We start from the raw sequence: 26338 nt of genomic DNA on the forward strand, positions 1-26338 counted from the left end.
TCGTGCCCGCACCTGAGGCCGGAAGGCGGAAAGATGGCCGCAGAGCGGTCTGCCAACAAGCCTCTGAAAATCCGTCGCGTTTGGGCTAGAATGGCGCGCCTGTGGCCCTTGTGGACGAGATGCGTGCCGATGAAGATCGTCGTTGATGAAAATATGCCCCATGCGGTGGAGCTGTTTGCGGAATTTGGTGAAGTGGTTCCCCTGCCGGGACGAGAAATAAAGGCCGCGGATCTGCAAGAGGCGGATGTGCTGCTGGTGCGCTCCGTGACCCGGGTCAACGAAGCGCTCCTGGCGAGTTGCCCCAGGCTGGGGTTTGTCGGCACGGCCACCATCGGTACGGATCACATCGATCAGGGGCTGCTGGCGGCGCGGGGCATCCCCTTCTTCAGCGCCCCCGGCTGCAACAAGGTGTCGGTGGGGGACTACGTGCTCTCCGCCCTGCTGGTTCTGGCGGAACGCCATGAGCTGACCTTGAGCGAGATGAGCCTCGCCGTCATCGGCGCCGGCAACACCGGCGAGAGCGTGGCCGGCAAGGCCGAGGCGCTCGGGATGAAGGTGCTGCGCTGCGACCCGCCCCTGGCCCGTAGCGGCGCCGCTGGCGACTTCGTGGATTACCGCACTGCCCTGGATGCCGACATCGTCAGCTTCCATGTCCCCTATCTTCGTGAAGGGGAAGAGGCCACCTTCCACCTGCTGGGAGCCGAGGAGATCGCCGAGCGTCCGGCCGGGCAGATCCTCATCAACGCCTCCCGCGGCGAGGTGTGGGACAACCATGCCCTGCTTGTCCGCCAGCAGGGACCCCATCCCCTGCGGCTGGTGATGGACGTATGGGAAGGAGAGCCGGAGCCCCTCAAGGAACTGGTGCCCCATACCGAGCTGGCCACCCCGCACATCGCCGGTTACAGCCTGGAAGGCAAGGCCCGTGGCACCTGGATGCTCTATGAGGCGCTGTGCCGGCAACTGGGGCGCACCCCGCGCCAGGATCTGCAATCCCTGCTGCCTGCCCCAGAGGTGCGCGAGCTGACGCCGGGGCAGCCGGCGGATCAGGCGCTCATCAAGCAGCTTGTCCACCTTGTTTATGACGTGCGCCGTGACGACGCCCGTTTTCGCAACCGGATCGGGCTGCCCGGCAGCTTCGATGAGCAGCGCAAGCGCTACCCCGAGCGGCGCGAATTGGGCGCCCTGCAACTGAAAGGGCCCTTCGCCGACGACAGACTGGCCCGACTGGGCTTTGCCGTCTCGGAGCAATAAACCCGATTTCAACAAGGGGAGGGGCTTGCCCAGGCGGCGCTTCCCCCCGGCCCGGCATCATGGCGGGCCTGTCATCAAACCGATACGCGTGCCAGCCGTGGCCCTCATGCCCGGCCCCGACGGGCCGCATAACAGGAGAACAGATCAGTGAGTCAGCAATTCAACGTAGCGGTATTGGGTGCCAGCGGCGCCGTGGGTCAGGCCATGATCGAGATCCTGGAGGAGCGCGCCTTCCCGGTAGCGACCCTCTATCCGCTCGCCTCCAGTCGCAGCGCTGGGGACACGGTGCGTTTTGGCGGCAAGAACGTCGACATCCTTGATGTGGAGGCCTTTGACTGGAGCCAAGTGGAGATTGCACTCTTCTCCGCCGGTGCCGAGGTTTCGGCCAAATGGGCGCCCATCGCCGCCGAGCACGGCTGCATCGTCATCGACAACACCTCCTGCTTCCGCTACGACGAGGACATTCCCCTGGTCATTCCGGAAGTGAACCCGGACGCCCTGGCCGATTTTCGCAACCGCAACATCATCGCCAACCCCAACTGCTCCACCATCCAGATGCTGGTGGCCCTCAAGCCCCTGCACGACGAGGTGGGCATCAGTCGCATCAACGTGGCGGCCTACCAATCCGTATCCGGCTCCGGCAAGGAAGGGGTGAGCGAGCTGGCGGGCCAGACCGCCCACCTGCTTAACGGCCGTCCGGTGGAGCCGACCCTCTATCCGCAGCAGATCGCCTTCAACCTGATCCCGCAGATCGATGACTTCACCGACAACGGCTACACCCGGGAAGAGATGAAAATGGTGTGGGAGACCCAGAAGATCCTGGGGGATGCCAGCATCGCCGTGAACCCCACCTGCGTGCGGGTACCGGTCTTCTACGGTCACGCTGAGGCGGTTCATGTGGAGCTGCACCAGCCGCTGGACGCCGAGCAGGTCAAGGAGCTGTTGCGCAATGCCCCGGGCGTCACCCTGTTTGATGATGAAGGGGACTACCCGACCCCGGTGCGCGATGCCACCGGTCAGGATGACGTGATGGTCGGGCGGGTACGCCAGGATATTTCTCATCCGAATGGTATCAATATGTGGATCGTGGCCGATAACGTTCGTAAGGGCGCGGCAACCAACAGCGTGCAGATTGCCGAACTGCTGGTACGCGACTACCTCTGAGGCCGGATGTCGGCCCCGGGCGGGGAGGGAACCCCGCCTTGATGTGGGCGCCCTGGCCCCGGGATGTGACCGGGAACCCACTCTCCGGTTTTTGGAATACCGTGTGATATCAGTGGACTAGGTTTTTTTCTACACTCTGGTTCGCGTCTGGGGCTGCTTTCTGGTCGCCGCCGGGCGCGAAATATGTCGGATCGCTCGCTTGAGACCGGCGCCTGATTTATATTGAGCCGATTGTTTTGGGGTAACTATCCAGATTTTTCAATGTGATAGGGCCGTCATACGAAGGAACGAATATGGGACATTCCCGCATAACGCTGGCAACGCTACTCGCATTGGGGCTTCTGGGCACGGTTCAGGCCGAAGAGGGGGCGCGAGAACCCTTCTTTGTCGAACTCAAGGGACCGGATGGCTCACCGCCCCCCGCGGTGCAACCAGAGCCCCGGGCCCAGCCCGTGGCGCCCGTCACCCTGCCCAGAGCCCAGCCCATCGTGCGTCAGGTGCCTGCTGCGTCGGCTGGCAGTTATGGTCCCGTGCGTCCCACCGATACCCTCTGGAGTCTGGCGAGCAAGCATCGCCCGTCCAACCGGGTAAGTGTCTACCAGACCATGGTGGCCATCTATGACAAGAACCCCCGAAGCTTCGCAGACGGCAACATCAACCATATTCTGGTGGGTTCCCACATCCTGCTGCCCACCGCCGCAGAGGCGGGGCGCATCACGGATGCCGAAGCACGCCGTCGCTTCAACAGCGACAACGCGAGCTGGAAGGGGCTGAGCCCCAAATACCTGGCCAACAAGCAATCTCACGTCGCCCAGCCGGTGGTGAGCAAGCCTGCTCCGGCCAAGCCGGCTGTGGTGGCCAAGAATACACCGCCCAAGGCGGCGCCGATCCCGGCGGCACCCAAGGCGACGGCTCCTGCCCCCGAGGTGAAGGAGACCGCCAAGGCGGCTGTCTCCACCCCCGTGGTGGTGAGCGCTGCTGCGAGCAGCACCGCCAGCACGGCGCCGGCGCCCCTGCCCGCCACTGCGGTGGGCAAACCCTCCACCGAGATGGCGCTGGCCCTGGAAGATGCCAACGCCCAGCTCGGCCAGGTCACCGAGATGAACCACAGGCTCAAGCTGCGCCTGCAAGCCCTGACCGAAGAGGTGGAGACCCTCAAGGCCCAGTTGCAGGATCAAACCGTCCTGCAAAAAGAGGTGGCGGAACTCAAGGCCAATCCGACGCCTCCTGTGGTGGCGCCGGTGCCCAAACAGAGCTGGCTGATGGAGCTGCTCTCTTCGCCGCTCAATCTCGCCATGATCATCCTGCTGCCGGTACTCCTGGTGCTTGCCCTGGTCACGCTCTGGCTGCGTGCTCGTGCCCGCCGCGAGCTGGAAGAGCAGGAGAAGAGCCTCTCCGAGCCGACCTCCATGGTCATGGGAGACGAGAACAGCGAGTTTGAGCAGTTGATGACGGTGGGCATCGCGGATGACGAGCCCCTCCATGGCATGCCGGATCTCAACGAGCCGGAAGTGAGCAGGAAGCAAGATGGCGCCAGTGCTGCCGCCGATGTCATCTTCCGGGATGACGAGACGGCGCTCTCCGCTTTTGATGTGGAGCCTGCGGTGACGACGGCGAACCGGGATCCGGATCTGGTGCCCGAGCTGGATCTGGCCCACGAGGGTGACTTCGATCTGCCCGTGGTGCCGGAACTCGATCTCTCCGACGAGCCCAGCTCCTCTGCTCGTGGTCATGACGAGATCATGACCGAGGAGGAGCTGCAAGCCGCCCTGTTTGCCGAGCTGGACGCGGATCTGGAAGCGGATCTGGCCCAGGCCCAGAAGGAGAGCCGCAGCCAGCGTGACGAGACACTGGCCAACTTCGATCTGAGCGATCTAGAGACCGGGTTTGGCGAGCCGACCGACGATGAGCTTGCCGCCAAGGCGCCGCACATCGACGAGACGGGGTTTGGCAAGGACGATGTGGACGACATGCTGGCCGAGCTCGGGCTGGAGCCCACCAAGCCGGCGGCGTCCGAGTGGGATCCAAGCGAGCTGGCCCTGGCGGACTTCGAGGATGCCTTCGCCGAGGTGGAGTCCCATCAGGGGGAGGTGAAGCCCCGCGAGCAGGTGCAAGACAGCGACTTCGTTGAAATCGACAAGCTGCTGGCCGATGCCGATGCCGATGCCAGCAGCACGGAGCAGGAACCCTATCAGGGCTTCTCCCTGGATGTGGGGCTGGACGGTTTCCCTGAGGTGCTGCCGGAGTCCAACGGCTTTGATGTGGATGCCGATGACGGCGGGGTGGGAGCCAAGCTGGATCTGGCCCGGGCCTACCTCGAGATCGACGACAAGGAGAGCGCCCGCGAGCTGCTGGAAGAGGCGGTGGCCCAGGGCAGCGAGCACCAGCGCAGCGAGGCGCAGAAGCTGCTCAAGCGCCTGGGCTAGGCAGGCCCTTGTCATCCATGCACCAGAGAGGGCAGCCCGCGGGCTGCCCTCTCTCTTTGGGCGCGGCCTCGCCCGGTCTGGGACTTTTGAGCCCGAGCGCGTATAATCCGCCCCGTTTCTTTCACTGCATCCTTTCATCAGAAGACACCGTTACCCATGCGAATTGCCCTTGGTATTGAATATGACGGCAGCCGGTACTTCGGCTGGCAGCGCCAGCGCGAAGTGATCAGCGTTCAGGAGGAGCTGGAAAAAGCCCTCAGCCGCATCGCCAACCACCCCGTCTCCATCCAGTGTGCCGGTCGCACCGATGCGGGGGTGCATGCCACCGGCCAGGTGATCCACTTCGATACCGAGTCGAACCGCGCAGAAGGCGCCTGGACCCTGGGGCTCAACTCCAACCTGCCCCCTGACATCGCCGTGCGCTGGGTCAGGGAGGTGGACGAGCATTTCCATGCCCGCTTCAGCGCCACCGCCCGTCGCTACCGTTACGTCATCTACAACCACAACTACCGCCCGGCCATCCTCGGCAGTGGCGTCAGTCACTACCACGAAACCATCGATGCGGCGCTGATGCACCAGGCCGGCCAGAGCCTGCTGGGGGAGCACGACTTCAGCACCTTCAGGGCTGTCGCCTGTCAGTCCAACACCCCCTGGCGCAATGTGACCCACCTGTGTGTCAGCCGTTCCGGCCCCTACATCGTGCTCGACATCAAGGCCAACGCCTTCCTGCATCACATGGTGCGCAACATCACCGGCTCCCTGCTGCTGGTGGGGCAGGGGCTTCAACCGGTGGAGTGGATTGCCGAGGTGCTGGCGGCGAAGGATCGCAACCTGGCGGGCCCGACCGCCAAGGCGGGCGGCCTCTATCTGGTGGATGTAGATTACCCGGCCGAATTCGGGTTGCCCCGGCCGCCCCTCGGCCCGCTGTGGCTGCCGGACTCGGCACCGGGTACGACCAGTTTTTAGTAACTGGGCCCGAAAATTTGTGGTTTAATGATCCGTCGTTTATTGCCATCGAGCCGTTAAGTCATTGAACAATCAAGGCTCGATGTGTTTTGTCAGGCACAAATGCATTAAGGAATTCCATGAGCTGGCTTGAGAAGATCCTTCCCAAGAGCAAGATCACCACACCGCGTCGTCACAACATTCCGGAAGGGGTGTGGACCAAGTGTACTGCTTGCGAACAGGTGCTCTACCGGGCAGAGCTGGAGCGCAATCTCGAAGTGTGCCCCAAGTGTGACCATCATATGCGCATCAGCGCCCGTGCCCGTCTCGAGAGCTTCCTCGACGCCGAGGGACGCAGCGAAGTCGCGGCCGAGCTGGAGCCGCAAGACATCCTGAAATTCAAGGATTCCAAGCGCTACAAGGATCGTTTGTCTGCCGCCCAGAAAGAGACGGGCGAGAAGGATGCGCTGGTGGTGATGAAGGGGACCCTCAAGGGGGTACCGGTCGTCGCCTGTTCATTCGAGTTCTCCTTCATCGGGGGCTCCATGTCCTCCGTGGTCGGTGCCCGCTTTGTGCGCGCCGTCGAGGAGAGCATCAAGGAGGGCCGCGGCCTAGTCTGCTTCTCCACCTCCGGTGGTGCGCGGATGCAGGAAGCCCTGTTCTCCCTGATGCAGATGGCGAAGACCAGTGCGGCCCTAGATCGCCTCACCAAGGCGGGCCTGCCCTTCATCTCCGTGCTGACCGACCCCACCATGGGTGGCGTCTCCGCGAGCCTGGCCATGCTGGGTGACATCAACGTAGGCGAACCCAAGGCGCTGATCGGCTTTGCCGGCCCCCGCGTCATCGAGCAGACCGTGCGCGAGAAACTGCCGGAAGGCTTCCAGCGCTCCGAGTTCCTGCTGGAGAAGGGTGCCATCGATCTCATCATCGACAGGCGCGAAATGCGCAACCGCCTGGCCGGTCTGCTGGCCAAGCTGATGAACACTCAGGTCATCGAAGACTGAAGATGAGTTCACACATGCAACAATCCCAAAGCCGGTCGCTGGTCGACTGGCTTTCTTATTTGGAGCAGATCCACCCGGCCAACATCGACATGGGGCTGGAGCGGGTCGGCACGGTTGCCCGCCGCATGGGCCTCACCGAACTGCCGTTCAAGGTGATCACGGTGGCGGGCACCAACGGCAAGGGCTCCTCCTGCGCCATGGCGGCCAGCATCCTGATGGCCGCCGGCTACCGGGTCGGTGTCTACTCCTCCCCCCATCTGCTGCGCTTTACCGAGCGGGTGCGCGTCAATGGCCAGGAGCTGGCCGATGGCGATCACTGCGCGGCCTTTGCCGAGGTGGAAGCCGCCCGGGGCGACATCGTCCTCACCTTCTTCGAGTTCGCCACCCTGGCGGGTCTGTGGCTGTTTCGCCGCGCCGCGCCCGATGTGCTCTTGCTGGAAGTGGGGCTGGGGGGGCGGCTCGATGCCACCAATGTGGTGGAGTCCGACGTCGCCCTGATCACCTCCATTGCCCTGGATCACTGCGACTGGCTCGGGGATACCCGGGAGGCGGTGGCGGTGGAGAAAGTCGGCGTCTATCGCAAAGGTAAACCCGCCATCAGCGGGGAGCCCAATCCGCCGTCGACCATCGCAAGCGAAGCGGCGCGCCTCGGCGCCTGCCTGCGTCAGGTCGGCATCGATTTTCGTGGTGACGAGTATGAAGGTGACTGGGATTATCACGGCCTGCACCACTGGTCGGGATTGCCCAAACCGGCCCTGCCGCTGATGAATGCGGTCACCGTGCTGGCGGCCCTGGAGTCCCTCGGTCTGCCATTGGCGGAGTCCGCCATCCGCGACGGCCTGGCCAATGCCCGCCTGGCTGGCCGGATGCAGCAGTTGCAAACCTCGCCGCTGGTCATCGTCGACGTGGCCCACAATCCCCACTCTGCCGCCTATCTCGCCAGCCAGCTGCGTCAGCGCCCCGGCAAGGGCAAGCGCCGCGCCGTGGTTGGCATGCTCAAGGACAAGGACATGGCGGGGTCGCTGGCCGAGCTTGACGGTCTGATTGACGAGTGGTTCCTGGCAAGCCTCCACGGCCCGCGCGCGGCCACGGCCGACCAGTTGGCGACGGCCCTTGGCAGCGGCCGGGGCGTGGCGCTCACCTTTGCCTGCGTGGGGGATGCCTACGGCGCCGCCTTGGCCGCATCGAGTCCTGACGATATGGTCATTGTGTTCGGCTCGTTTTACACTGTCGCCGACGTGCTGGCTCTGAGCGCGGTCTGAGCCGTTCGCTCCCCTGGCTCCGTCATCGTGACGACGGGCCGGGTTTTGCACTGGATAATCCCCTTTCAGGCCAAGTGGGTGGCGAGGGACCCGGCTTCGCCAGCCGGCGTGAGGGGAGGCGTTCTTTGCGAAGTGTGCAAGATTGCAATGGATCCTAAGTAACATGGGTGGAAATTAACTTGGCTTCGAAGTTTCAAAACAGATTGGTGGGGACCGTCATCCTGGTCGCCCTGGTGGTCATCTTTCTGCCGGACCTGATGGACGGCAACAAGCTGGAGCAGAAGGACGAGGCCTTCGCCAAGATCCCCCTGCGTCCGGAGCTGGAGCCCGCCAAACCTGCGCTTCAGGTCTCGGCGGCGAGCACCCTGCCGGCCGAGCATCTGGCGAGTCAGCAGCAGGCCTCTGCCGCGACCCAGTGGCAGGTAGAGGAGATTGGCGATACCGTGACCCTGGCCAATCAGGCGGGAGCCAGTCAGGCTCCCATCACCCAGCAGCAGCCGGTACAGGTCGTGGCGCAATCCAAGCCCCAGCCCAAACCCGAGCCCAAGCCGGAAGTGATCGCCAAGAAACCGGTGGAGCAGCCCAAACCCAAGCCGGTGCCAACCAAGCCGGTAGAGGTGCAAAAACCGGTGGAGGCCAAGCCACAGGCGGGCCAGATCAAGACCATGGATGATCTTATCGCGAGCAAGATGGCCCAGCCGACTACGGCACCGGCAGCAGCCCCGGCTCAGGGGAGCTGGATCCTGCAGCTTGGCGCCTTCAAGAATGCAGACAGCGTCAATGCCCTGGTGAGCAAGCTGAGGGCGGCGGGCTACTCGGCCCAGACGTCGCCGAGAACCCCGGTGCAGGGGCAGATCAACCGGGTCTTCATCGGGCCGGATGTCTCCAAGGCTAAGTTGCAGGGCATGCAGAGCCGGATCAGCCAGATGACGGGCTTGAGCGGCTCCGTGGTGGCATACAACCCCTGACAGGACGATGAAATGAAAAGACCGCGCCTCATGGCAACATGGGCGCGGTCTTTTTTTGTGTCCAACACGGGGGAGGCAATGTGGCTATCGGGCTATCTGGCTGCCGAGGAGCACTAGATGCACTTCACCGGCTTGGGGAGGCCTGCGATCTTGGTGGCCTGCTTGGCGGGGCCTTCCGGGAACAACTTGTAGAGGTAGCGGCTGTTGCCCTTCTCCGGGCCGTACTGCTTTTCCATCGCCTTGACCAGGGCGCGGATGGCGGGGGAAGTGTTGAACTCCAGATAGAAGGCCCGTACGAAACGCACCACTTCCCAGTGGGGATCCTCCAGCACTATCCCCTCTTTCTCGGCCAGCACCAGGGCCAGCGCCTCGCTCCATTGCTCGCTGTGGCGCAGATAGCCCTGGGCATCGGTCTCGATGAGTTGGCCGTTGAACTGCAAATGGTGTGGCTCGGACATGACGCTTCCTCGAAAAGGCTATCTCAATGGGGCGGGCATGGTAGCGCCTTGCGTCCCGTCCGGCAACCGGGGCGGCGCTTGGCGCCTGCCTCGGGTGGGACTGGCCCGGCGGCTATGTCCGGCTAGGTTCGCCCCTGACCTGTCAGCAACTGGCCGTCGTTGGCCAGCACCAACAGCTCGTCTGCCAACTGGCTGATGAGGGAGAGCTGCTGGCTCAGCATCAGCTGCTCCTCGCTGCTCTCCGGAGCGATGGCCGGACAGGCTCCCGTGAGTGGCGTCGGCATCTGCCCCGCCAAGTGACCGGCGGCCTGCTCCAGGGTCTGGCTGATGTGGCGGCTTATCTCCTCCAGCCCCTCGATGGGCTCGAGTTTGTCGCGATGGGCCCCGAGTGCCGAGATATAGGAGAGCAGGGCATGGTTGCGCCAGGTGAGAGTGAAGCAGAGATCCAGGAAGCGGCGGCGCTTGCTCGGCTCCACCAGCATGCTCTGCCAGGCCATGGCCAGCTCGCTGTCGGCGAGGTGGGCACACTTGCGGGCCACCCGGTAGTCCAGGGATTCATCCCGTTGGCGATGCAGGCTGGCGAGTACCGCCGAGAGGTACTTCGCATTAGCGGACAGGGAGTTGGCGATAAGGGTTGGCAACCGCTTGTATTGCCAGTCGGGCCAGAGCCAGGCCACCAGGGCGTAGGAGAGCAGGCAGCCGAGCAGGGTATCGAGCAGGCGGGGTCCCAGGATGGCGAAGCCGATGCCATCCAGCAGGTTGAACGCCATCAGCACGTAGAGGGTGATGAAGCAGACGGCGGCGCTGTAGTTGCTGCGCACCTGGGTGAAAAACAGGAAGGCGGCTAGCCCCATGATCCCCAGTTGCAGGTGCAGCTCGGGGAAGAACCAGAGCACGGGCACGCCGATGAGGATACCGGCAAAGGTGCCGAGCATCCGCTGCACCAGACGACGGCGGGTGGCGCTGTAACTTGGCTGGCAGACGAACAATACGGTGAGCAGGATCCAGTACCCCTTGTCCAGGTGAAACGCCTGCAGAATGCCATAGCCCACTACCAGCCCGAGGGAGAGCCGCAGGGCATGGCGAAACACCATGGAGTTGGGGGTGAGGTGCTGCCTGAGCAATGCCAGCAAGGGCAGGGCGACCGGCCGTGCCAGGGGAGGCAGGCTGGTGGGCGGCGCGGCGGGGTTTTGCAGCTCTTCGGCGCTTTGCAGCAACTGGTTGATGCTGGCCAGGTTGCGACGCAGGAACTTCATCGGTGTCAGCAGGGTCTTGGGGTAGTGCTGCTTGAGGTGGGTGAACTCCAGCTGATCGCCGAGGGCCTCCAGGGTCCAGTGAATGCGTTTGTGGTGGGTGTAGGGCTTGTGCACCAGGATGGCGTAGCCAAGCTGCTGACAGGCGTCGGCAAGCTGTGACAGCACCTCCTGGAAGCCGTCGAGGACGATGCCCTGCTTGAGCTCCGCTTCCAGCTTGCTGTAAGGGTAGTGGCTGGAGGTGGCCCGCTCCTGGATCTCCAGGGCAAGCAGGTAAAGGCGCAGCAGGCCAGCGAGCTCGGGGGCAACCCCGTGGCGGCCGGGGGCATGAAGGCGGGCATTGAGCGCCGTCTTGGCCTGGTTCAGGGCATTGACCAGGTTGATGTTGAGCTGGGCCAGATTGTGGCGGATGGCCTGGGCGCCGTGTTCGTCGGCCGGGAAGAAGCGGGATTTCTCCTGCAAGTAGCGGGCGAGGGCGAAGTAGCTCTGGGCCAGTTGCTCGTGCAGGGTCTTGTAGGGCAGCAGCCAGAGCCAGACCAGGGACACCAGGCCGTACCAGAGGGCCCCGGCGCACAGGGCCAGCGGCTGATAGAAGAGATCCGGCGCCTTGGCGGCCCCCAGCATGGTGTAGATGGCAATCAGCAGGGAGCCGAAGCTGATGGTGGCGTAGCGTTGGCCGAGGGCACCCACCATCACGAAGAGGAAGGTGGAGCCCGCGAGCCCGATGGCAAAGAGCCAGGGGGTGGGGAAGAGATACTGTACGCACAATGAGGCAAACAGGAAGCAGAGCAGGGTCATGGCGAGGTTCTTGACCCGGCCCCAGAGGCTGTCGTCGGTCTCGGCGATGGCGCCGGCCACCACCCCAAGGGAGAGCAGCACGGTGAGCTGGATGTCACCGGTAGCCAGCGCGAAGGCGAGCAGCCCCGCGATGGCGAGCAGGACCTTGAGAGCGAAATAGATGTGGCTGTCTGTCAGCAGCCGGCGCAGCAGGCCGGAGAAATCCATCGGCATGCTAGGCACCACCCTTGAACGAGGTGAAATCGATGTGGCAGTCGGTCAGCAGACGGCGCAATAAACCTGAGAAGTCCATGGGCATGGGATGAAGGCAACCCTTGAGCGAAACGAAAGCGACAGCATAACCCGTCGACAGCGAAACGGCCCTGATTTGGATCAGGGCCACTTCGCTTCATATCCTTGATTTGCAACTTATCCTGACAGAAATGGGCGCCAATAAAAACCCCGCCGAAGCGGCAATGCTGTTCAGATAAGCACATTTTTGACTAATTATTCATAAATGCGACTTGAGTTGGGGGAGCAAGGCTGTTTCCAGTCGATGTTCCTTCAGCCTTTATCCAGCGTGGCTTGCAATAGAAAGAGGGAGGCATCATGCCTCCCTCATTTTTAGCCCTGATACTACGTGGACTGGAACTCAAATTCTCTTAAGTGAACAGCATTGCGCCGAAGCGGGGTCTTGTGCATATCAAGCATCCATCAGTTGCGGTTGCCGCCAAGCAGGCTCAGCAGGCTCAGGAAGATGTTGTAGATGGAGACATACAGGGTGACGGTGGCAGAGATGTAGTTGGTCTCGCCGCCGCGCACGATCTGCTGGGTGGTCAGCAAGATGGCGCCGGAGGAGAAGAGCATGAACATGGCGGACAGGGCCAGGCTCAGGGCGCTCATCTGCAGGAAGATGTTGGCGACCATGGCAACCAGCAGTACCCAGAACCCGACGAACAGCATGCCGCCGAGGAAGGAGAGGTCCCGCTTGGTGGTCAGGGCATAGGCAGACAGGCCGAAGAAGGTGAGCGCAGTGCCGCCCAGCGCCGTCATCACGATCTCGCCGCCGCCGTTGTTCATGTACATGTTGATGATGGGGCCGAGGCTATAGCCCAGCAGGCCGGTCAGGGCGAAGGTGAACACCAGCCCCATGCCGTTGTCACGGTTCTTTTCGGTCAGGAACATCAGGCCGTAGACACCGATGAGGAACACGGCCCAGTGCAGGGGCGGCATGTTCATGACGGTTGCTACCCCGGCTACCACGGCTGAGAAGCCAAGAGTGAGGGAGAGCAGCATGTAGGTGTTGCGCAGCACCTTGTTGGTGTCGCGCACGGCACCCTGGGTGCCAGTGTAGATAGAACGGGTATCCATCTTGATGTCCTCTTGATTTCCGGGGTGAAGCGACGAGTTGTGCTTCGTTAACGCATTGTATGCACTGAATGTGTGGATGACGAGCGCTGATTTCAAGCGCCACCCCACCTGCGTGGTGCCTACTATCCCAGAGCAAAGATGTATTGCGCATGAACAAGGAGGCTCAAGGCGTTGCAGAGGGCGCCTGCTCCTGCTCTTTACCCTGTCTGGCGATCCGCGTCGGCGAGAAGCCGAACTGCTTTCTAAACGCCGTGATGAAATTGGCCACATGGTCATAGCCGGCGTGGGCGGCGGCCCCTTGCAGAGAGAGGCTGCGCGCCTCCAGCCTGGCCCGCGCTTCTTGCAGCTTTCGCTGGCGAAGGTAGCGCTGCAGGCTCATGCCCAGCTCTTTTTTTGCGGCCCGCTGCAAGGTGGAGACGCTCATGCCGAGGGTGGCCGCGATCTCGGTCAGGGTCATCTCGTCCACTTTTTCATCCCTGAGCAGCATCTTGAGGCGCGTCGGTTGCTCGTTCTGGCGCTGGCAACAGGGGGAGGCGGCCTGCTGGAGGTTGGTCATCAGGCTCTCCCAGACACTGAGGGCAAAGGCCTTGCGCATCAGCATTTCGGAGGCGTTCTGGCTGCTGGTGAGATTGAGCGCTTCCGCAATCTGTCCAAGCGCCGCGGGCAGGGTCCAGTCGACGCGGCTCAGATGGCGGCTGAAGGTCTGTGCGAAAGCCTTGCGATGCGCCTGTGCCAGGTTGTGGGCGAGCCAGGTGTGGTCCAGGGAGAGGACGATGCTGCGGCTGCGCACCTGGGCTTTGGCCGCCCCCTGCACGATGTCGGGCTCGGTATAGAGGATGGCGGTTGCCACTATGGGGTCGGACTCGTGGAAGCGGCACCCCTTGAGCCTGTGAGTGGCGCCATAGGTCATCAGGGCCCGGCTCTCGAGGGGAATGGCGATGATCAACTGCGGCGGCAACTCCCGCTCGGTGGCGAAGTCTGCCTTGTGAACGATGTCCTTGTTGTGAAAGCGAAGACCCTCCTGGATCACCAGGTTCTCCACCCTGCCGGTGAAGCGGCCTCGCTGGCGTGCGCTGGTATCCCTTGCCACTGTGTCAGTCATGTGCAATTTGACCATGTCGAAGAGTGAAATGACCACACCGCAAAACTGCGGCGGAAGATGGAGTGATATATTAGCCCCCGGAAAATCAAATGAAAATGATTATCATCTCTATCTTGGGGTCACTCTTACTATGGTTGTCTTGAAGGATAAAGCGCGAAGCCCGCTGGCTCTGGCCATCTCTGCCGCTCTGGCCGTCACCTTTGCCGCCCCGGCAGGGGCACACACACCGGACATCAAGCCGGACGAAACCCTGGTCGTCTATGGCAATCCACTCTACGGGATGTCGCCGTCGGAGGAGACGGGAGGCTATGGGGTCGACTCGGCCACCGTTGGCACCAAGACGCCGGCGGCCCTCAAAGACATCCCCCAGTCGATCACCGTGTTGACCAACGACTACATCGAGGAGCGCAACTTCGTGGCGGTGGACGATCTGGCCAAGTTCACGCCGGGTCTGCGCACCCTGGTCAATGACAGCGGTCGCTCCTCCATCTTCTCCCGCGGCTATGAGTACGACGAGGTGAACCTCAACGGCCTGCCATCGCCCATGCAGAGCAAGTACGGCACCCTGCCGTCGCTGGCGGCGGTGGATCGGGTGGAGATCATGCGGGGCCCCTCCGGCCTCTTCAACAGCACCAGCGAGCTGGGGGGCGTGATCAACATGGTGCTCAAGCGTCCGACCGACGCCTTCAAGGGCTCGGTCACGGCGCGCTATGGCAGCTGGGACAGGCATTACCTGGAGGCGGACATGGGGGGCGCACTCAACGACGAGGGTTCCCTGCGCGGCCGCGTCGTGGTGGCCAACGCCGACATCAAGAACCAGGTGGACTACAACAACAACGACAACGGTACCTACTACGGCACCCTGGAGTTCGATCTCTCGGATCGCACCCGCCTCTCCGTCTACGCCCTGCACCAGACCAAGGACATCCTGCCCACCAACGGCCTGCCGGCGTACAAGGACGGCTCCCTGCTCGACATCGGCCGCAGCACCTACCTGGGGTCGGCTGAAGACTTCTTCGACGCCGATACCACGGATGTGGGGGCCTCGCTGCAACACGCCTTTGCCAACGGCGGAGTGGGTCAGGTCTCGGCCCGCTACATGGATCACGACATGCGGCTGGAGCAGACCTTCACCAACGGCCCCGTGGACGCGGCGGGCAACACCGGGCTGATGTTCAACGGCCAGGGGAACCAGCAGAAGAACATGGCCTTCGATGCCAACTACAGCCAGATGTTCGATCTGTTGGGGCACAAGAGCGAGTTTGTGCTGGGCTCCGACTACAAGCGCTACGAGTCGGACATCCAGACCTACACCAACCGCAACCTCGGCAAGATCAATGTGTTCGATTTCGACCCGACCCGGGTCGCCAAGCCGGACTACAGCTACACCAAGAATGACCATGAGGAGCAGTCGGAGCTCGGTCTGTATGGCAAGGTGACCTGGCGTCTGCTGGAGCCGCTGGCGGTGATCACCGGGGCCCGCGTCTCTTGGTACGATCTGGATGCCGTCAGCACGACCCTGAGTTCCGGAGCCCAGAGTGGCGAGTCCAGTGCGTTCAACGGCAAGCTCACCCCCTACGCGGGGGCCGTCTATGACCTGAGCGACGCACACGCCTGGTATGCCAGCTACTCCAAGGTGTTCAAGCCCCAGACCAGCCAGGACGAGAGCGGCAACCTGCTCAAGCCCCGGGAGGGCAGCCAGTGGGAAACCGGCATCAAGTCCTCGCTGCGTGACGGCCTGCTCAACACCCGGGCGACCCTCTTCCTGATGAAGGACGACAACATCGCGGCCCAGGCCTACGACGATCAGGGCATTGCCATCACCAACACCTACTGGGCTACCGGCAAGGTGGAGACGCAAGGGGTGGAGCTGGAGGCGAGCGGCTATCTCAGCCAGAACTGGATGGTGATGGCCGGCTATACCTTCACCGACATCGAGGAGAAGGCCGGGGATCACAACCCGAAATTCGACACCATCCCCCGTCACACCCTCTCGCTCTGGACCGACTACCACCTGGCCGACTGGGTGCAGGGGCTGCACCTCGGGGCAGGAATGACGGCGGTGAGCGACTACGGCTTCAACCAGAAGGGGGTCGAGACCCATCAGGGGGGCTATGCCCTGTTCGATGCGGCGGTGCGTTACGAGATCAACGACAGAATGCAGGCGACCCTGAACCTCTACAACCTGCTCGACCGGGAGTACTTCTACCGGGTCGGCTCCACCAGCACCTTCAACATGTACGGCGAGCCGGCGAACCTGATGGCAGGCTTCACCTACAAGCTGTAACGACCGACGACAGCAGGGCCTGCGGGCCCTGTTGTCGTCTCTGTGAGCCGCCCTACGGGGGATCCCCAAGGCTGGCGACACAATCCTGGTTCATCTCATGACAAGACTCATCACCCTGCTGCTCACCATGATCACACTCTCTTCTGCCCAGGCAGACATGCTCCACTACGCCCAGCGCTTCACCCACCATTCGGCCCTGCTGGGGGAGACGCGGCAATACAGCGTCTCCCTGCCCCAGGAATATGAACGCGAGCCCGGGGCTCGGTTCCCCGTGCTCTATCTGCTCGACGGGGAGAAGAGCCTGCTGGAGGTTGTCGGCATCACCCGGGCCCTGCGGGCCGGGCTCAATCCGGCTATCCCCCCCCTCATCATCGTCGCGGTCCACAACACCGACCGGATGCGGGATTACACCCCGAGCCACACCATGACCTTGCCAAATGGGGCACCGGCGGGGCCCGGCTATGCCGTGACGGGGGGCGGGCCCCGGTTCCTGCGCTATCTGAGTGAGGAGCTGCGCCCCCTCATCGAGGAGAGGTTTCGGACCCGGGCGCCGGCCCTGCTGGTGGGCCACTCCCTCGGCGGCCTGCTGGCGCTCGATGCACAGGCGCAAGATAGCGGCCAGTTCCAGGGAGTGATCGCCATCGACGCCAGCCTCTGGTTCGATTACCCCCGCAATTACGAGCGCATCGCGTCGGAGTTGACCGGGCCGCTCAAGCACGCCTCCTCGCTGTTCATGGCGGTGGCCAACAACCCCTTCACCCCGGGATTCGGGCGCTCGGCGTTTCACCGGGATCGCCTGCAGCAGTTTGCGCGGCAGGTAGTGGGGGCACCCGGCGCAAACCTGCACGTCACCAGCCGCTACTTCGAGGAGGAGGATCATCACAGCGTCTACCACCCCGCCGTCTATCAGGGACTCCAGTGGCTGTTTCAGGGCTACCGGATGGATCTGGCGCCCGGGCACTTCAGCCGACAGGGGGTGATCGCCCGCTTTGATGCCTTGAACCGCCACCTCGGCAGCGCACTGCGCCCGGAGCTGGGGAGCCTGCGGGACATCAGGGAGAAGGCCGCGCGCTGGCCGCAGATGGCGATCCCCGTGGACGAGGCCGATGCCCTGCTGGCCCACTACTACGGGTCGAAGCCGTGAAAAGCCGATATTTTTGCCTGTGTCTGGAATCGTCACAACGGCGCCGGAGACGGGTGGCGGTCCGGCGCCATCCCTGGGTAGACTGCCGAAACGAGGGGCGCCGGGTCGGTGCCCCGACAGAGGCAGGGAGTGAGCGATGGCGGTTGCAGGAAAGAGGGGAGGCATGCTGGCCCTGTGGTGCAGTGCACTCCTGATGTCGGGGTGCAGTGGGTTTGCGCCTGCGCCCATTCCCGTCACCTATCTGAGTCAGGATCCGCCCCCAGGCAGGCTGCCCCTTGGGGAGACCGCCTATGTGGATGACGGTCGCTGCCCACTAGGGCAGGTCAAGCGTCTCATCGGCGGGGACGCGAAGCACAATGTGCCAAGAAAGGTGGAGTGTGTGGCAAGACCGCAATGATGATGTGATTTTCACAGCCTGAAACATCCAAAAAAGAGCCCTGAGGCAGTCGCCTTGGGGCTCTTTTCGTCTGGCTGGCCTGGTCGGTGTGATGCCGCAGCGGGCTAGAAGGCATCTCCAGGGACCCGCACCCAGCCTTCCATCAGGATGCGGGCGGAGCGGGACATCACCGCCTTGGTGACCGTCCACTGTCCCGCGACCTGCTCTGCCTGGGCACCGACTCTCAGGGTGCCGGAGGGGTGACCAACGCGCACCGCTTCGCGCTCGCCGCCCCCGGCGGCCAGATTGACGAGGGTGCCGGGAATGGCCGCCGCCGTGCCGATAGCCACGGCGCAGGTGCCCATCATGGCGTGGTGCAGCTTGCCCATGGAGAGGGCCCGCACCAGCAGATCGATCTCGCCGGCAATAATCTCCTTGCCGCTGGCGGTGCGGTAATCCTTGGCGGGTGCGACGAAGGCAATTTTCGGGGTGTGCTGGCGAGTGGCCGCCTCTTCGGGGCGCTTGATGAGCCCCATGCGCAGGGCACCGGCAACCCGGATCGCCTCGAAACGGGCGAGCGCTTGCGGATCTGTGTTGATCGCCTCGCGCAGCTCGGTGCCCTCATAACCGATGTCCTCGGCGTTGACGAACACCGTGGGGATGCCGGCGCTGATCAGGGTGGCTTTCAGTACGCCGCTCTTTACAACAGACGCGGGTACCTCCAGATCGTCCACCAGATTGCCGGTGGGGAAGAGGGCGCCGCCGTCTTCACCCTCGTCGGACGGGTCGAGAAACTCCAGCACGATCTCGGCGGCGGGGAAGGTCACCCCGTCCAGCTCGAAATCGCCTGTCTCCTGCACCTGGCCGTTTGTCACCGGCACGTGGGCGAGGATGGTCTTGCCGATATTGGCCTGCCAGATCCGCACCTCACAGGTGCCGTGCTCCGGGATGCGGGACGGGTCCACCAGGCCGGCGTGGATGGCGAAGGCCCCGGCGCCGGTGGAGAGGTTGCCGCAGTTGCCGCTCCAGTCCACGAATGCCTTGTCGATGGCGACCTGGCCGTAGAGGTAGTCCACATCGTGATCGGGTTGCTGGCTTTTGGAGAGGATCACGCACTTGGCTGTGGAGGAGGTGGCCCCCCCCATGCCGTCCATGTGGGCGCCGTAGGGGTCGGGGCTGCCGATGACCCGCAGGAAGAAGGCATCCCGTGCCGGGCCCGGCTGCTGGCAGCGCTCGGGCAGGTCAGATAAGCGAAAGAAGACCCCCTTGCTGGTGCCGCCGCGAAGGTAGGTGGCCGGGATTTTGACTTGTGGTTGGTGGGCCATAGAGAGTGTCCTGAAAAGAGTCATAGATCCTGCTCCCTCTGGGAGAAGGTGCCCGAAGGGCGGATGAGGGGGATTTCCCCTCACCCCAACCCTCTCTCAAAGGGAGAGGGTGCTTTATGCCTTCCCCTTTTTCAAAGGGGCGGAGCGGGGTTGCGATTTAGCTCACGGCCTTTTGCGCGGTCGACGCCAGGAAGTCCTGGGCGAAGCGTTGCAGCACGCCGCCCGCCTCATAGACCGAGACCTCCTCGGCGGTGTCGAGGCGGCAGGTCATGGGCACCTGGATCACTTCGCCGCTGCGACGGCGGATCACCAGAGTGAGATCGGTGCGCGGCTGGCGTGCTCCCACCACGTCATAGGTCTCGGTGCCATCGAGGCCCAGCGTGAGGCGGGTGGTGCCCGGTTTGAACTCGAGCGGCAGCACCCCCATGCCGATGAGGTTGGTGCGGTGAATGCGCTCGAAGCCTTCCGCCGCGATCACCTCCACCCCGGCAAGGCGTACCCCCTTGGCCGCCCAGTCCCGGGACGAGCCCTGACCGTAGTCGGCACCGGCCACGATGATGAGGGGCTGCTTGCGTGCCATGTAGGTCTTGATGGCTTCCCACATCCGCATCACTTTGCCGTCCGGCTCGACGCGGGCGAGGGACCCCTTCTGCACCACGCCGTTCACTACCGCCATCTCGTTGACCAGCTGGGGGTTGGCGAAGGTGGCGCGCTGGGCGGTCAGGTGATCGCCGCGGTGGGTGGCGTAGGAGTTGAAGTCCTCCTCCGGCAGGCCCATCTTCGCCAGGTATTCCCCCGCCGCGCTGCCGGGCAGGATGGCGTTGGAAGGGGAGAGGTGGTCTGTGGTGATGTTGTCCGGCAACAGCGCCAGGGGCCGCATGCCGCGCAGGGTGCGCTCGCCCGCCAATGCCCCCTCCCAGTAGGGCGGGCGACGGATATAGGTGCTTTGAGAGCGCCAGTCGTACAGGGGCGTCACCTTGGGACCCTGATCCTCTTCTTGGGTGAACATGGGGATATAGACCTGGCGGAACTGGGACGGCTTGACCGACGCCTTGACCACGGCGTCGATCTCTTCATCAGACGGCCAGATATCCCTGAGGCGAATCTCCTGACCGTCCACTACCCCCAGCACATCTTTCTCGATGTCGAAGCGGATGGTGCCCGCGATGGCGTAGGCCACCACCAGGGGGGGCGAGGCGAGAAACGCCTGCTTGGCATAGGGGTGGATGCGGCCGTCGAAGTTGCGATTGCCCGACAGCACCGCCGTGGCGTAGAGGTCCCGCTCGATGATCTCCTGCTGGATGGCGGGATCCAGGGCACCGGACATGCCGTTGCAGGTGGTGCAGGCAAACGCCACGACGCCGAAGCCGAGCTGTGCCAGCTCATCCATCAGCCCCGCCTCTTTCAGGTAAAGCGCGACCGTCTTGGAGCCGGGGGCGAGGGAGGATTTGACCCAGGGCTTGCGCATCAGGCCGAGCCGGTTGGCGTTGCGGGCCAGGAGGCCTGCGGCAATCACGTTGCGCGGGTTGCTGGTGTTGGTGCAACTGGTGATGGCGGCGATGATGACGGCGCCATCGGGCAAGAGGCCGTCAGCCTCCTGGGCACGAGCCTTGTCCAGGTCCACCGCGATTCCGCGCTCGGCCAATGCCGATACCGGCAGGCGGCGATGGGGGTTGGAGGGGCCGGCCAGGGTGCGCACCACGCTCGACAAGTCAAAGTGCAGCACCCGCTCGTACTGGGCGCCCGCCAGGGCATCGGCCCAGAGACCGGCCTCCCTGGCATAGGTTTCCACCAGCCTGACCTGCTCGTCGTCACGGCCGGTGAGCTTGAGATAGTCGAGGGTCTGCTGGTCGATGAAGAACATGGCCGCGGTAGCACCATACTCCGGCGCCATGTTGGAGATGGTGGCCCGATCGCCGAGGGTGAGGGCGGCGGCGCCCTCGCCACGAAACTCCAGGTAGGCGCCGACTACCTTCTGCTGGCGCAGGAATTCGGTGAGCGACAGCACCAGATCCGTGCCGGTGATGCCGGGCTGCGGCTTGCCGGAGAGCTCGACGCCGACGATCGAAGGCAGCCGCATCCAGGAGGCGCGCCCCAGCATCACGTTCTCGGCTTCCAGCCCGCCCACCCCCACCGCGATGACGCCGAGGGCATCCACGTGGGGGGTGTGGCTGTCGGTACCGACGCAGGTATCCGGGTAGGCCAAACCGCGATCGGCGTGGATGACGGGGGACATCTTCTCCAGGTTGATCTGGTGCATGATGCCGTTGCCAGGCGGGATCACCTCGATGTTCTTGAACGCCTGCTTGGTCCAGTCGATGAAGTGGAAGCGATCCTCGTTGCGGCGATCCTCGATGGCGCGGTTCTTCTCGAACGCCTGGGGGTCAAAGCCGCCACATTCAACGGCCAGGGAATGGTCGACGATGAGTTGCACCGGCACGACCGGGTTCACCTGGGCGGGATCTCCCCCCTGCTCGGCGATGGCGTCGCGAAGGCCCGCGAGGTCCACCAGGGCGGTCTGTCCCAGGATGTCGTGGCACACCACCCGCGCCGGGAACCAGGGAAAGTCGCGATCGCGCTTGTTGTGCACTATCTGGCCGAGGCACTCGCCGAGGATGGCCGGATCGCATTTGCGAACCAGGTTCTCGGCGTGGACGCGGGCGGTGTAGGAGAGCCTGTCCCAGGCGCCGGGGGCGATGGCGTTGACCGCCTCCCGGGCGTCGAAGTAGTCAAGCTGTGTGCCGGGCAGGGGCTTGCGATATTGCGTGTTGATCATCACTTGCGCTCCTTGAGCGGCACGAAGGTCAGATCGGCCGGACCGACGTAGTTGGCGCTCGGGCGGATGATCTTGCCGTCGATGCGCTGCTCGATGACATGGGCCGACCAGCCTGAGGTGCGGGCGATGACGAACAGCGGGGTGAACATGGCGGTGGGCACCCCCATCATGTGGTAGCTGACGGCGCTGAACCAGTCGAGGTTCGGGAACATCTTCTTGACTTCCCACATGGTGGATTCCAGCCGCTCGGCGATATCGAACATCTTGGTGTTGTGCTGCTCCTGGCTGAGGGCGCGCGCCACCTCCTTGATCACCTTGTTGCGCGGATCGGAGACGGTGTAGACCGGGTGGCCGAAGCCGATGACCACTTCTTTTCTCTCGACCCGGGCGCGAATGTCGGCCTCCGCCTCGTCCAGATTCTCGTAGCGCTTCTGGATCTCGAAGGCCACCTCGTTGGCGCCCCCGTGCTTGGGCCCGCGCAGGGCACCGATGGCTCCCGTGATGCAGGAGTACATGTCCGATCCGGTACCGGCGATGACGCGGCCGGTGAAGGTGGAGGCGTTGAACTCGTGCTCGGCGTAGAGGATGAGAGAGGTGTGCATGGCGCGTACCCAGGAGTCGCGTGGCTTGTGCCCGTGCAGCAGGTGGAGGAAGTGGCCGCCGATGGAGTCGTCGTCGGTCTCCACATGGATGCGTTTGCCGTTGTGGCTGAAGTGGTACCAGTAGAGCAGCACCGAGCCCAAGCAGGCCATCAGCTTGTCGGCGATGTCCCGGGCGCCCGGGTGGTTGTGATCGTCCTTCTCCGGCGACAGGCACCCCAGCACGGAGACGGCGGTGCGCATCACGTCCATGGGGTGGGCGGAGGGAGGCAACTGCTCCAGGGCGGTCCTCACTCCGGTGGGCAGGCCGCGCAGGGCCTTGAGCTTGGCCTTGTAGGCGGCGAGCTCCGCCACATTGGGCAGATGGCCGTGCACCAGCAGGTGGGCTATCTCTTCAAACTCGCAGCTGGTGGCCACGTCCAGGATGTCGTAGCCACGGTAGTGCAGATCGTTGCCGCTGAGGCCCACGATGCACAGGGCGGTATTGCCGGCGGCGGTGCCGGAGAGGGCGACGGATTTCTTCGGCTTGAAGCCGGTGGTTTCGGGCAGGGCGCTCATCACATGTTTCCTCATTCAGTCCGTTGATGCGCCAGCCGCCAGCATAAGGCGGCCGGTCGCCGTCTTATTCCTTGGTCGACAAGTCCTGGGTGAACAGCCTGTCCAGGGTCTGCTCGTAGTGGTGGTAACCGAGAAAATCGTAGAGGGACTCCCGGGTCTGCATGGTGTCGACCACGGCGCGTTGGTGGCCGTCACGGCGAAGCGTCTGATAAACATTGAGGGCGGCCTGGTTGGCGGCGCGGGCGGCGCTCAGGGGGTAGAGCACCATGTCGACGCCATGCAAGGCGAGCGCCTCCTTGTCAAACAGCTCGGTCTTGCCGAACTCGGTCATGTTGGCGAGGATGGGCACCCCGGCCGCCTGCTTGAAGCGATCGTACTGATCCAGCTCGGTGACCGCCTCGGCGAAGATCATGTCGGCACCGGCCTCCACATAGGCGGCGGCCCGCTCCAGGGCCGAGCCCAGTCCTTCCACCGCCAGGGCGTCGGTGCGGGCCATGATGACGAAGTGCTCGTCCTGGCGGGCATCCACCGCGGCCTTGATCCTGTCCACCATCTCCGAGACCGTGACCACCGCCTTGTTCGGCCTGTGACCGCAGCGCTTCTGGGCCACCTGATCTTCCATGTGGACGGCGGCCACACCGCCACGCTCGAAGGCGCGGATGGTGCGGGCGATGTTGAAGGCGCCCCCCCAGCCGGTGTCGATGTCCACCAGGAGTGGCACTTGCGTGGCAGCCGTGATGCGTTCGGCATCGATGAGCACGTCATTCATGGAAGTCATGCCGAGATCCGGCAGGCCATAGGAGGCGTTCGCCACCCCGGCGCCGGAGAGATAGAGGGCCTGGAAGCCGCTGCGCTCGGCCATCAGCGCCATGTAGGCATTGATGGTACCGACAATCTGCAGAGGCTTTTCGTTGGCCAGGGCCGTGCGAAAACGCTTGCCGGCCGAGGGGGAGAGGTTGGACATGGTGACTCCTTTCATGGGGTGCGTGTCTGCTGTATGTGTAGGGTGAACGGTATCATCTCACACTACGTTTACGTTAACGTCAATCATGCTTAGGTCCAAGGTCGTATCAAGTGTGCTCTCCCCTGACGGCCCCCTGGCAACGCCAGTGCCACAGACTCGTTAGAACCATTTTTTGCTGTGATGCATTGTGCGGGAGAGCGGTGAACCTGGGAAAATACCGGGCATTTTTTGGCCAAATCTGGGCTTTTGGGGCCAAAATCTTGCGCGGCGTCAAACAGGATGCAAATTGTGTCTCAGCCATCCTCCCCGACTGGGTCTCTGCGTTGCTTGCCCGTAGGCGTTTGGCTACGCTCATTGGGTGATCAAACAAGGGGTGTGCGCCATGAAGAAAACCCAGGTTCATCTCATCGACGAAGAGGTGGATTTTCCTGCCAATGAACAGCTGGTCTCCACCACGGACCTGCAGGGTGTGATCACCTACGCCAATGATCACTTCTGCCGGGTAGCGGGGTACAGCCGGGCCGAGCTCATCGGCCAGCACCACAACATGGTTCGCCACCCGGACATGCCCAAGGCCGCCTTTGCTGCAATGCTGTTCACTTAAGAGAATTTGAGTTCCAGTCCACGTAGTATCAGGGCTAAAAATGAGGGAGGCATGATGCCTCCCTCTTTCTATTGCAAGCCACGCTGGATAAAGGCTGAAGGAACATCGACTGGAAACAGCCTTGCTCCCCCAACTCAAGTCGCATTTATGAATAATTAGTCAAAAATGTGCTTATCTGAACAGCATTGCGCCTTTGCTGACCTCTGGGGCAAGCTCAAGCAGGGCAAACCCTGGCGCGGCATGGTGAAAAACCGCTGCAAGGATGGGCGTTACTATTGGGTGGATGCCTATGTCACCCCTATCTTCGAGCAGGGGCGGATCAATGGCTACCAGTCGGTCCGCAGTCGCGCCGCGCCGGAGATGAAAGCCGTGGCCGGGCGCACCTATGCCAGATTGAAGAGCGTGGAGCGGGGGGAGCGAAAGAGCGGATTGAGCCTGCGCCCGATGCGCCACGGGCTGGCCATCGTCGGTGTCTTGCTGATGCTGGCGGGGGGGGGGGGCTATCTAATGGGGCCCTGGGGGCCGTTGTTCACCCTGTTGCCTCTCTTGTGGCTGGCCCTGATCTATCGTGACACCCTCATCACTACCCCCCGTTATCTGCGACAGCTCGCGGACGAATATGACAGCCTGACCCGGCTCATCTATTCGGGGGAGGATGCCAGTGCCATTGCAGACTTCCACATCAAGCTGTTGCAGGCCAGGATCCGCACCGTCCTTGGGCGAGTGGACGATGCGACCCTCTCCCTGCAGGATCTCGCGGTGCATCTGAAAACAGCCTCCAGCGAGGCAAGCGCCGACATCGCCGAACAGGATGTCCAGACCCAACAGGTGGCGACGGCCATCACCGAGATGGCGGCGACAGCCCACGAGATTGCCCGCAATATCCTAGAGACGGACAACCAGATAGCCCAGGCCAAGGCGCACTGCCAACACACCGATCAGCAGCTGGAAGATACCCAGCACAGGGTGACGGAGCTGGCCACCCAGGCAGAGCATGCCTTCACGGCCGCCGTGGCACTGGCGGAGGAGTCGGACCGCATCGGTGTGCTGATGAGCGAGATCCAGGGCATTGCGGATCAGACCAATCTGCTGGCGCTCAACGCCGCCATCGAGGCGGCGCGTGCAGGGGAGCAGGGGCGAGGCTTTGCGGTGGTGGCGGACGAGGTGCGAACCCTCTCCACGCGCACCCACAAGGCGACCGAGCAGATCCAGAGCAGCATAGGCCAGATCCAGCGTACCCTGAACGGCTGGAAGGGAATGATGCAGCAGAACCTGCAACAGACCCAATCCTGCGTGACCCTGACCCGCCAGGGATCAGAGAGTCTGCATCAGGTGCTGACGGAAATAGAACGGGTGGTGGACCTCTCGGCCCAGATCTCGACGGCGGCAGAGGAGCAGCAGGCGGTGGTGGAGGACATCAGCCGCAACGTCAACGCCATCTCCCAGCACTCCCACACCAACAGCAACAAGATGCAGGACATGGACGCTTCGAGCGACATCCTGCTCACCAAGGCTCGCCAGCTCAAATCCCTGGGGCAGACCTTCGGGTAAGAGCGGTCAGACTCATGCAATGCAGAAAGGCCACCCCTGGGGTCAATGCTGTTCACTTAAGAGAATTTGAGTTCCAGTCCACGTAGTATCAGGGCTAAAAAAAGGTTCATCGCGGCTTTCCGGGGAAGGCCGCCTTGATTTTCAGAAAAAAGTATTCTGAGTCCCTAAATCCA

At 63.3% G+C, this 26338-nt stretch carries 20 protein-coding genes and 1 pseudogene; 12 read left to right on the forward strand and 9 right to left on the reverse strand.

The window, feature by feature from the left end; all coding sequences use genetic code 11:
• The first annotated feature begins 129 nt into the window (after positions 1-129).
• From OKC30_RS04265 to dedD, 7 genes are all read left to right on the forward strand, one after another.
• Positions 130-1251, forward strand: a complete 1122-nt coding sequence (locus tag OKC30_RS04265) for a 4-phosphoerythronate dehydrogenase (RefSeq protein ID WP_160837088.1) — start codon at positions 130-132, stop codon at positions 1249-1251.
• A gap of 147 nt (positions 1252-1398) precedes the next feature.
• The gene (locus OKC30_RS04270; protein WP_270809565.1) at positions 1399-2415 is read left to right on the forward strand and encodes an aspartate-semialdehyde dehydrogenase; all 1017 of its coding nucleotides are present in this window, start codon (positions 1399-1401) and stop codon (positions 2413-2415) included.
• Between the two features lie 293 nt (positions 2416-2708).
• A complete protein-coding gene (locus OKC30_RS04275) occupies positions 2709-4841 on the forward strand; it encodes a FimV/HubP family polar landmark protein (protein ID WP_270809567.1) in 2133 nt (710 codons plus the stop codon).
• Positions 4842-4997: 156 nt separating this feature from the next.
• The gene (gene truA, locus OKC30_RS04280; protein WP_103858300.1) at positions 4998-5807 is read left to right on the forward strand and encodes a tRNA pseudouridine(38-40) synthase TruA; all 810 of its coding nucleotides are present in this window, start codon (positions 4998-5000) and stop codon (positions 5805-5807) included.
• Positions 5808-5926: 119 nt separating this feature from the next.
• Complete coding sequence (accD, locus tag OKC30_RS04285; RefSeq protein WP_010675139.1) at positions 5927-6790, forward strand: acetyl-CoA carboxylase, carboxyltransferase subunit beta; 864 nt, start codon at positions 5927-5929, stop codon at positions 6788-6790.
• 2 nt (positions 6791-6792) lie between these two features.
• Complete coding sequence (gene folC / locus OKC30_RS04290; RefSeq protein WP_270809568.1) at positions 6793-8052, forward strand: bifunctional tetrahydrofolate synthase/dihydrofolate synthase; 1260 nt, start codon at positions 6793-6795, stop codon at positions 8050-8052.
• 179 nt (positions 8053-8231) lie between these two features.
• Complete coding sequence (dedD, locus tag OKC30_RS04295) at positions 8232-9020, forward strand: cell division protein DedD (protein WP_160837096.1); 789 nt, start codon at positions 8232-8234, stop codon at positions 9018-9020.
• 113 nt (positions 9021-9133) lie between these two features.
• Here dedD and OKC30_RS04300 read toward each other — a convergent pair whose 3' ends face one another.
• The 5 genes from OKC30_RS04300 to OKC30_RS04320 all read right to left on the reverse strand — a co-directional run bounded on the left by OKC30_RS04300 (position 9134) and on the right by OKC30_RS04320 (position 13981).
• Entirely contained in the window at positions 9134-9478 is a 345-nt protein-coding gene (locus tag OKC30_RS04300) for a TusE/DsrC/DsvC family sulfur relay protein (protein WP_039038798.1), read from the reverse strand.
• Positions 9479-9600: 122 nt separating this feature from the next.
• Positions 9601-11742, reverse strand: a complete 2142-nt coding sequence (yccS, locus tag OKC30_RS04305; RefSeq protein WP_160837098.1) for a YccS family putative transporter — start codon at positions 11740-11742, stop codon at positions 9601-9603.
• 1 nt (position 11743) lies between these two features.
• On the reverse strand, positions 11744-11911 hold the full coding sequence (locus tag OKC30_RS04310) for a hypothetical protein (protein ID WP_158657330.1): 168 nt from the start codon (positions 11909-11911) through the stop codon (positions 11744-11746).
• A 311-nt stretch (positions 11912-12222) separates the two neighbouring features.
• A complete protein-coding gene (locus OKC30_RS04315) occupies positions 12223-12879 on the reverse strand; it encodes a Bax inhibitor-1/YccA family protein (protein WP_010675134.1) in 657 nt (218 codons plus the stop codon).
• 163 nt (positions 12880-13042) lie between these two features.
• Positions 13043-13981, reverse strand: coding sequence for a helix-turn-helix transcriptional regulator (locus OKC30_RS04320; RefSeq protein ID WP_202395052.1), 939 nt, complete (start codon positions 13979-13981; stop codon positions 13043-13045).
• A gap of 130 nt (positions 13982-14111) precedes the next feature.
• On the opposite strand from OKC30_RS04320, the gene OKC30_RS04325 reads away from it, so the two are divergent.
• From OKC30_RS04325 to OKC30_RS04335, 3 genes are all read left to right on the forward strand, one after another.
• On the forward strand, positions 14112-16268 hold the full coding sequence (locus OKC30_RS04325) for a TonB-dependent siderophore receptor (protein WP_160837100.1): 2157 nt from the start codon (positions 14112-14114) through the stop codon (positions 16266-16268).
• Positions 16269-16365: 97 nt separating this feature from the next.
• The gene (locus OKC30_RS04330; RefSeq protein ID WP_160837102.1) at positions 16366-17412 is read left to right on the forward strand and encodes an alpha/beta hydrolase; all 1047 of its coding nucleotides are present in this window, start codon (positions 16366-16368) and stop codon (positions 17410-17412) included.
• A gap of 163 nt (positions 17413-17575) precedes the next feature.
• Entirely contained in the window at positions 17576-17809 is a 234-nt protein-coding gene (locus OKC30_RS04335; protein WP_160837104.1) for a DUF6719 family protein, read from the forward strand.
• Between the two features lie 104 nt (positions 17810-17913).
• Here OKC30_RS04335 and prpF read toward each other — a convergent pair whose 3' ends face one another.
• The 4 genes from prpF to prpB all read right to left on the reverse strand — a co-directional run bounded on the left by prpF (position 17914) and on the right by prpB (position 24010).
• Positions 17914-19113 carry a 2-methylaconitate cis-trans isomerase PrpF gene (prpF, locus tag OKC30_RS04340; protein ID WP_160837106.1) on the reverse strand — a complete coding sequence of 400 codons (1200 nt, stop codon included), beginning with the start codon at positions 19111-19113 and terminating at the stop codon, positions 17914-17916.
• A 157-nt stretch (positions 19114-19270) separates the two neighbouring features.
• Positions 19271-21889, reverse strand: coding sequence for a Fe/S-dependent 2-methylisocitrate dehydratase AcnD (gene acnD, locus OKC30_RS04345; RefSeq protein WP_202395053.1), 2619 nt, complete (start codon positions 21887-21889; stop codon positions 19271-19273).
• Entirely contained in the window at positions 21889-23046 is a 1158-nt protein-coding gene (prpC, locus tag OKC30_RS04350; protein WP_160837108.1) for a bifunctional 2-methylcitrate synthase/citrate synthase, read from the reverse strand. The genes acnD and prpC overlap by 1 nt, the downstream gene beginning before the upstream one ends.
• Positions 23047-23110: 64 nt before the next feature.
• Positions 23111-24010 (reverse strand): methylisocitrate lyase, encoded by a 900-nt coding sequence (gene prpB / locus OKC30_RS04355; protein WP_160837110.1) that lies wholly within the window; start codon positions 24008-24010, stop codon positions 23111-23113.
• A gap of 382 nt (positions 24011-24392) precedes the next feature.
• Between prpB and OKC30_RS04360 the strand changes: the two are divergent.
• Positions 24393-24587 (forward strand): annotated as a pseudogene (locus tag OKC30_RS04360) (PAS domain S-box protein); the annotation flags it as partial.
• Between the two features lie 192 nt (positions 24588-24779).
• A complete protein-coding gene (locus OKC30_RS04365; RefSeq protein WP_270662218.1) occupies positions 24780-26165 on the forward strand; it encodes a methyl-accepting chemotaxis protein in 1386 nt (461 codons plus the stop codon).
• Positions 26166-26338 lie beyond the last annotated feature (173 nt).

This window comes from Aeromonas sp. QDB18, assembly GCF_027705325.1.
In the GTDB taxonomy this organism is placed as follows: Bacteria; Pseudomonadota; Gammaproteobacteria; order Enterobacterales; family Aeromonadaceae; genus Aeromonas; species Aeromonas caviae.

What these genes read in the sequence shown, in the direction of transcription:
- prpC (WP_160837108.1), bottom strand. Translation starts at nt 23,046, where the DNA reads ATGAGCGCCCTGCCCGAAACCACCGGCTTCAAGCCGAAGAAATCCGTC.
- yccS (WP_160837098.1), bottom strand. Translation starts at nt 11,742, where the DNA reads ATGCCGATGGATTTCTCCGGCCTGCTGCGCCGGCTGCTGACAGACAGC.
- accD (WP_010675139.1), top strand. Translation starts at nt 5,927, where the DNA reads ATGAGCTGGCTTGAGAAGATCCTTCCCAAGAGCAAGATCACCACACCG.
- OKC30_RS04300 (WP_039038798.1), bottom strand. Translation starts at nt 9,478, where the DNA reads ATGTCCGAGCCACACCATTTGCAGTTCAACGGCCAACTCATCGAGACC.
- OKC30_RS04365 (WP_270662218.1), top strand. Translation starts at nt 24,780, where the DNA reads ATGTGCTTATCTGAACAGCATTGCGCCTTTGCTGACCTCTGGGGCAAG.
- OKC30_RS04315 (WP_010675134.1), bottom strand. Translation starts at nt 12,879, where the DNA reads ATGGATACCCGTTCTATCTACACTGGCACCCAGGGTGCCGTGCGCGAC.
- acnD (WP_202395053.1), bottom strand. Translation starts at nt 21,889, where the DNA reads ATGATCAACACGCAATATCGCAAGCCCCTGCCCGGCACACAGCTTGAC.
- OKC30_RS04325 (WP_160837100.1), top strand. Translation starts at nt 14,112, where the DNA reads ATGGTTGTCTTGAAGGATAAAGCGCGAAGCCCGCTGGCTCTGGCCATC.
- OKC30_RS04320 (WP_202395052.1), bottom strand. Translation starts at nt 13,981, where the DNA reads ATGACTGACACAGTGGCAAGGGATACCAGCGCACGCCAGCGAGGCCGC.
- prpB (WP_160837110.1), bottom strand. Translation starts at nt 24,010, where the DNA reads ATGTCCAACCTCTCCCCCTCGGCCGGCAAGCGTTTTCGCACGGCCCTG.
- truA (WP_103858300.1), top strand. Translation starts at nt 4,998, where the DNA reads ATGCGAATTGCCCTTGGTATTGAATATGACGGCAGCCGGTACTTCGGC.
- OKC30_RS04335 (WP_160837104.1), top strand. Translation starts at nt 17,576, where the DNA reads ATGCTGGCCCTGTGGTGCAGTGCACTCCTGATGTCGGGGTGCAGTGGG.
- OKC30_RS04275 (WP_270809567.1), top strand. Translation starts at nt 2,709, where the DNA reads ATGGGACATTCCCGCATAACGCTGGCAACGCTACTCGCATTGGGGCTT.
- OKC30_RS04265 (WP_160837088.1), top strand. Translation starts at nt 130, where the DNA reads ATGAAGATCGTCGTTGATGAAAATATGCCCCATGCGGTGGAGCTGTTT.
- prpF (WP_160837106.1), bottom strand. Translation starts at nt 19,113, where the DNA reads ATGGCCCACCAACCACAAGTCAAAATCCCGGCCACCTACCTTCGCGGC.
- folC (WP_270809568.1), top strand. Translation starts at nt 6,793, where the DNA reads ATGAGTTCACACATGCAACAATCCCAAAGCCGGTCGCTGGTCGACTGG.
- OKC30_RS04330 (WP_160837102.1), top strand. Translation starts at nt 16,366, where the DNA reads ATGACAAGACTCATCACCCTGCTGCTCACCATGATCACACTCTCTTCT.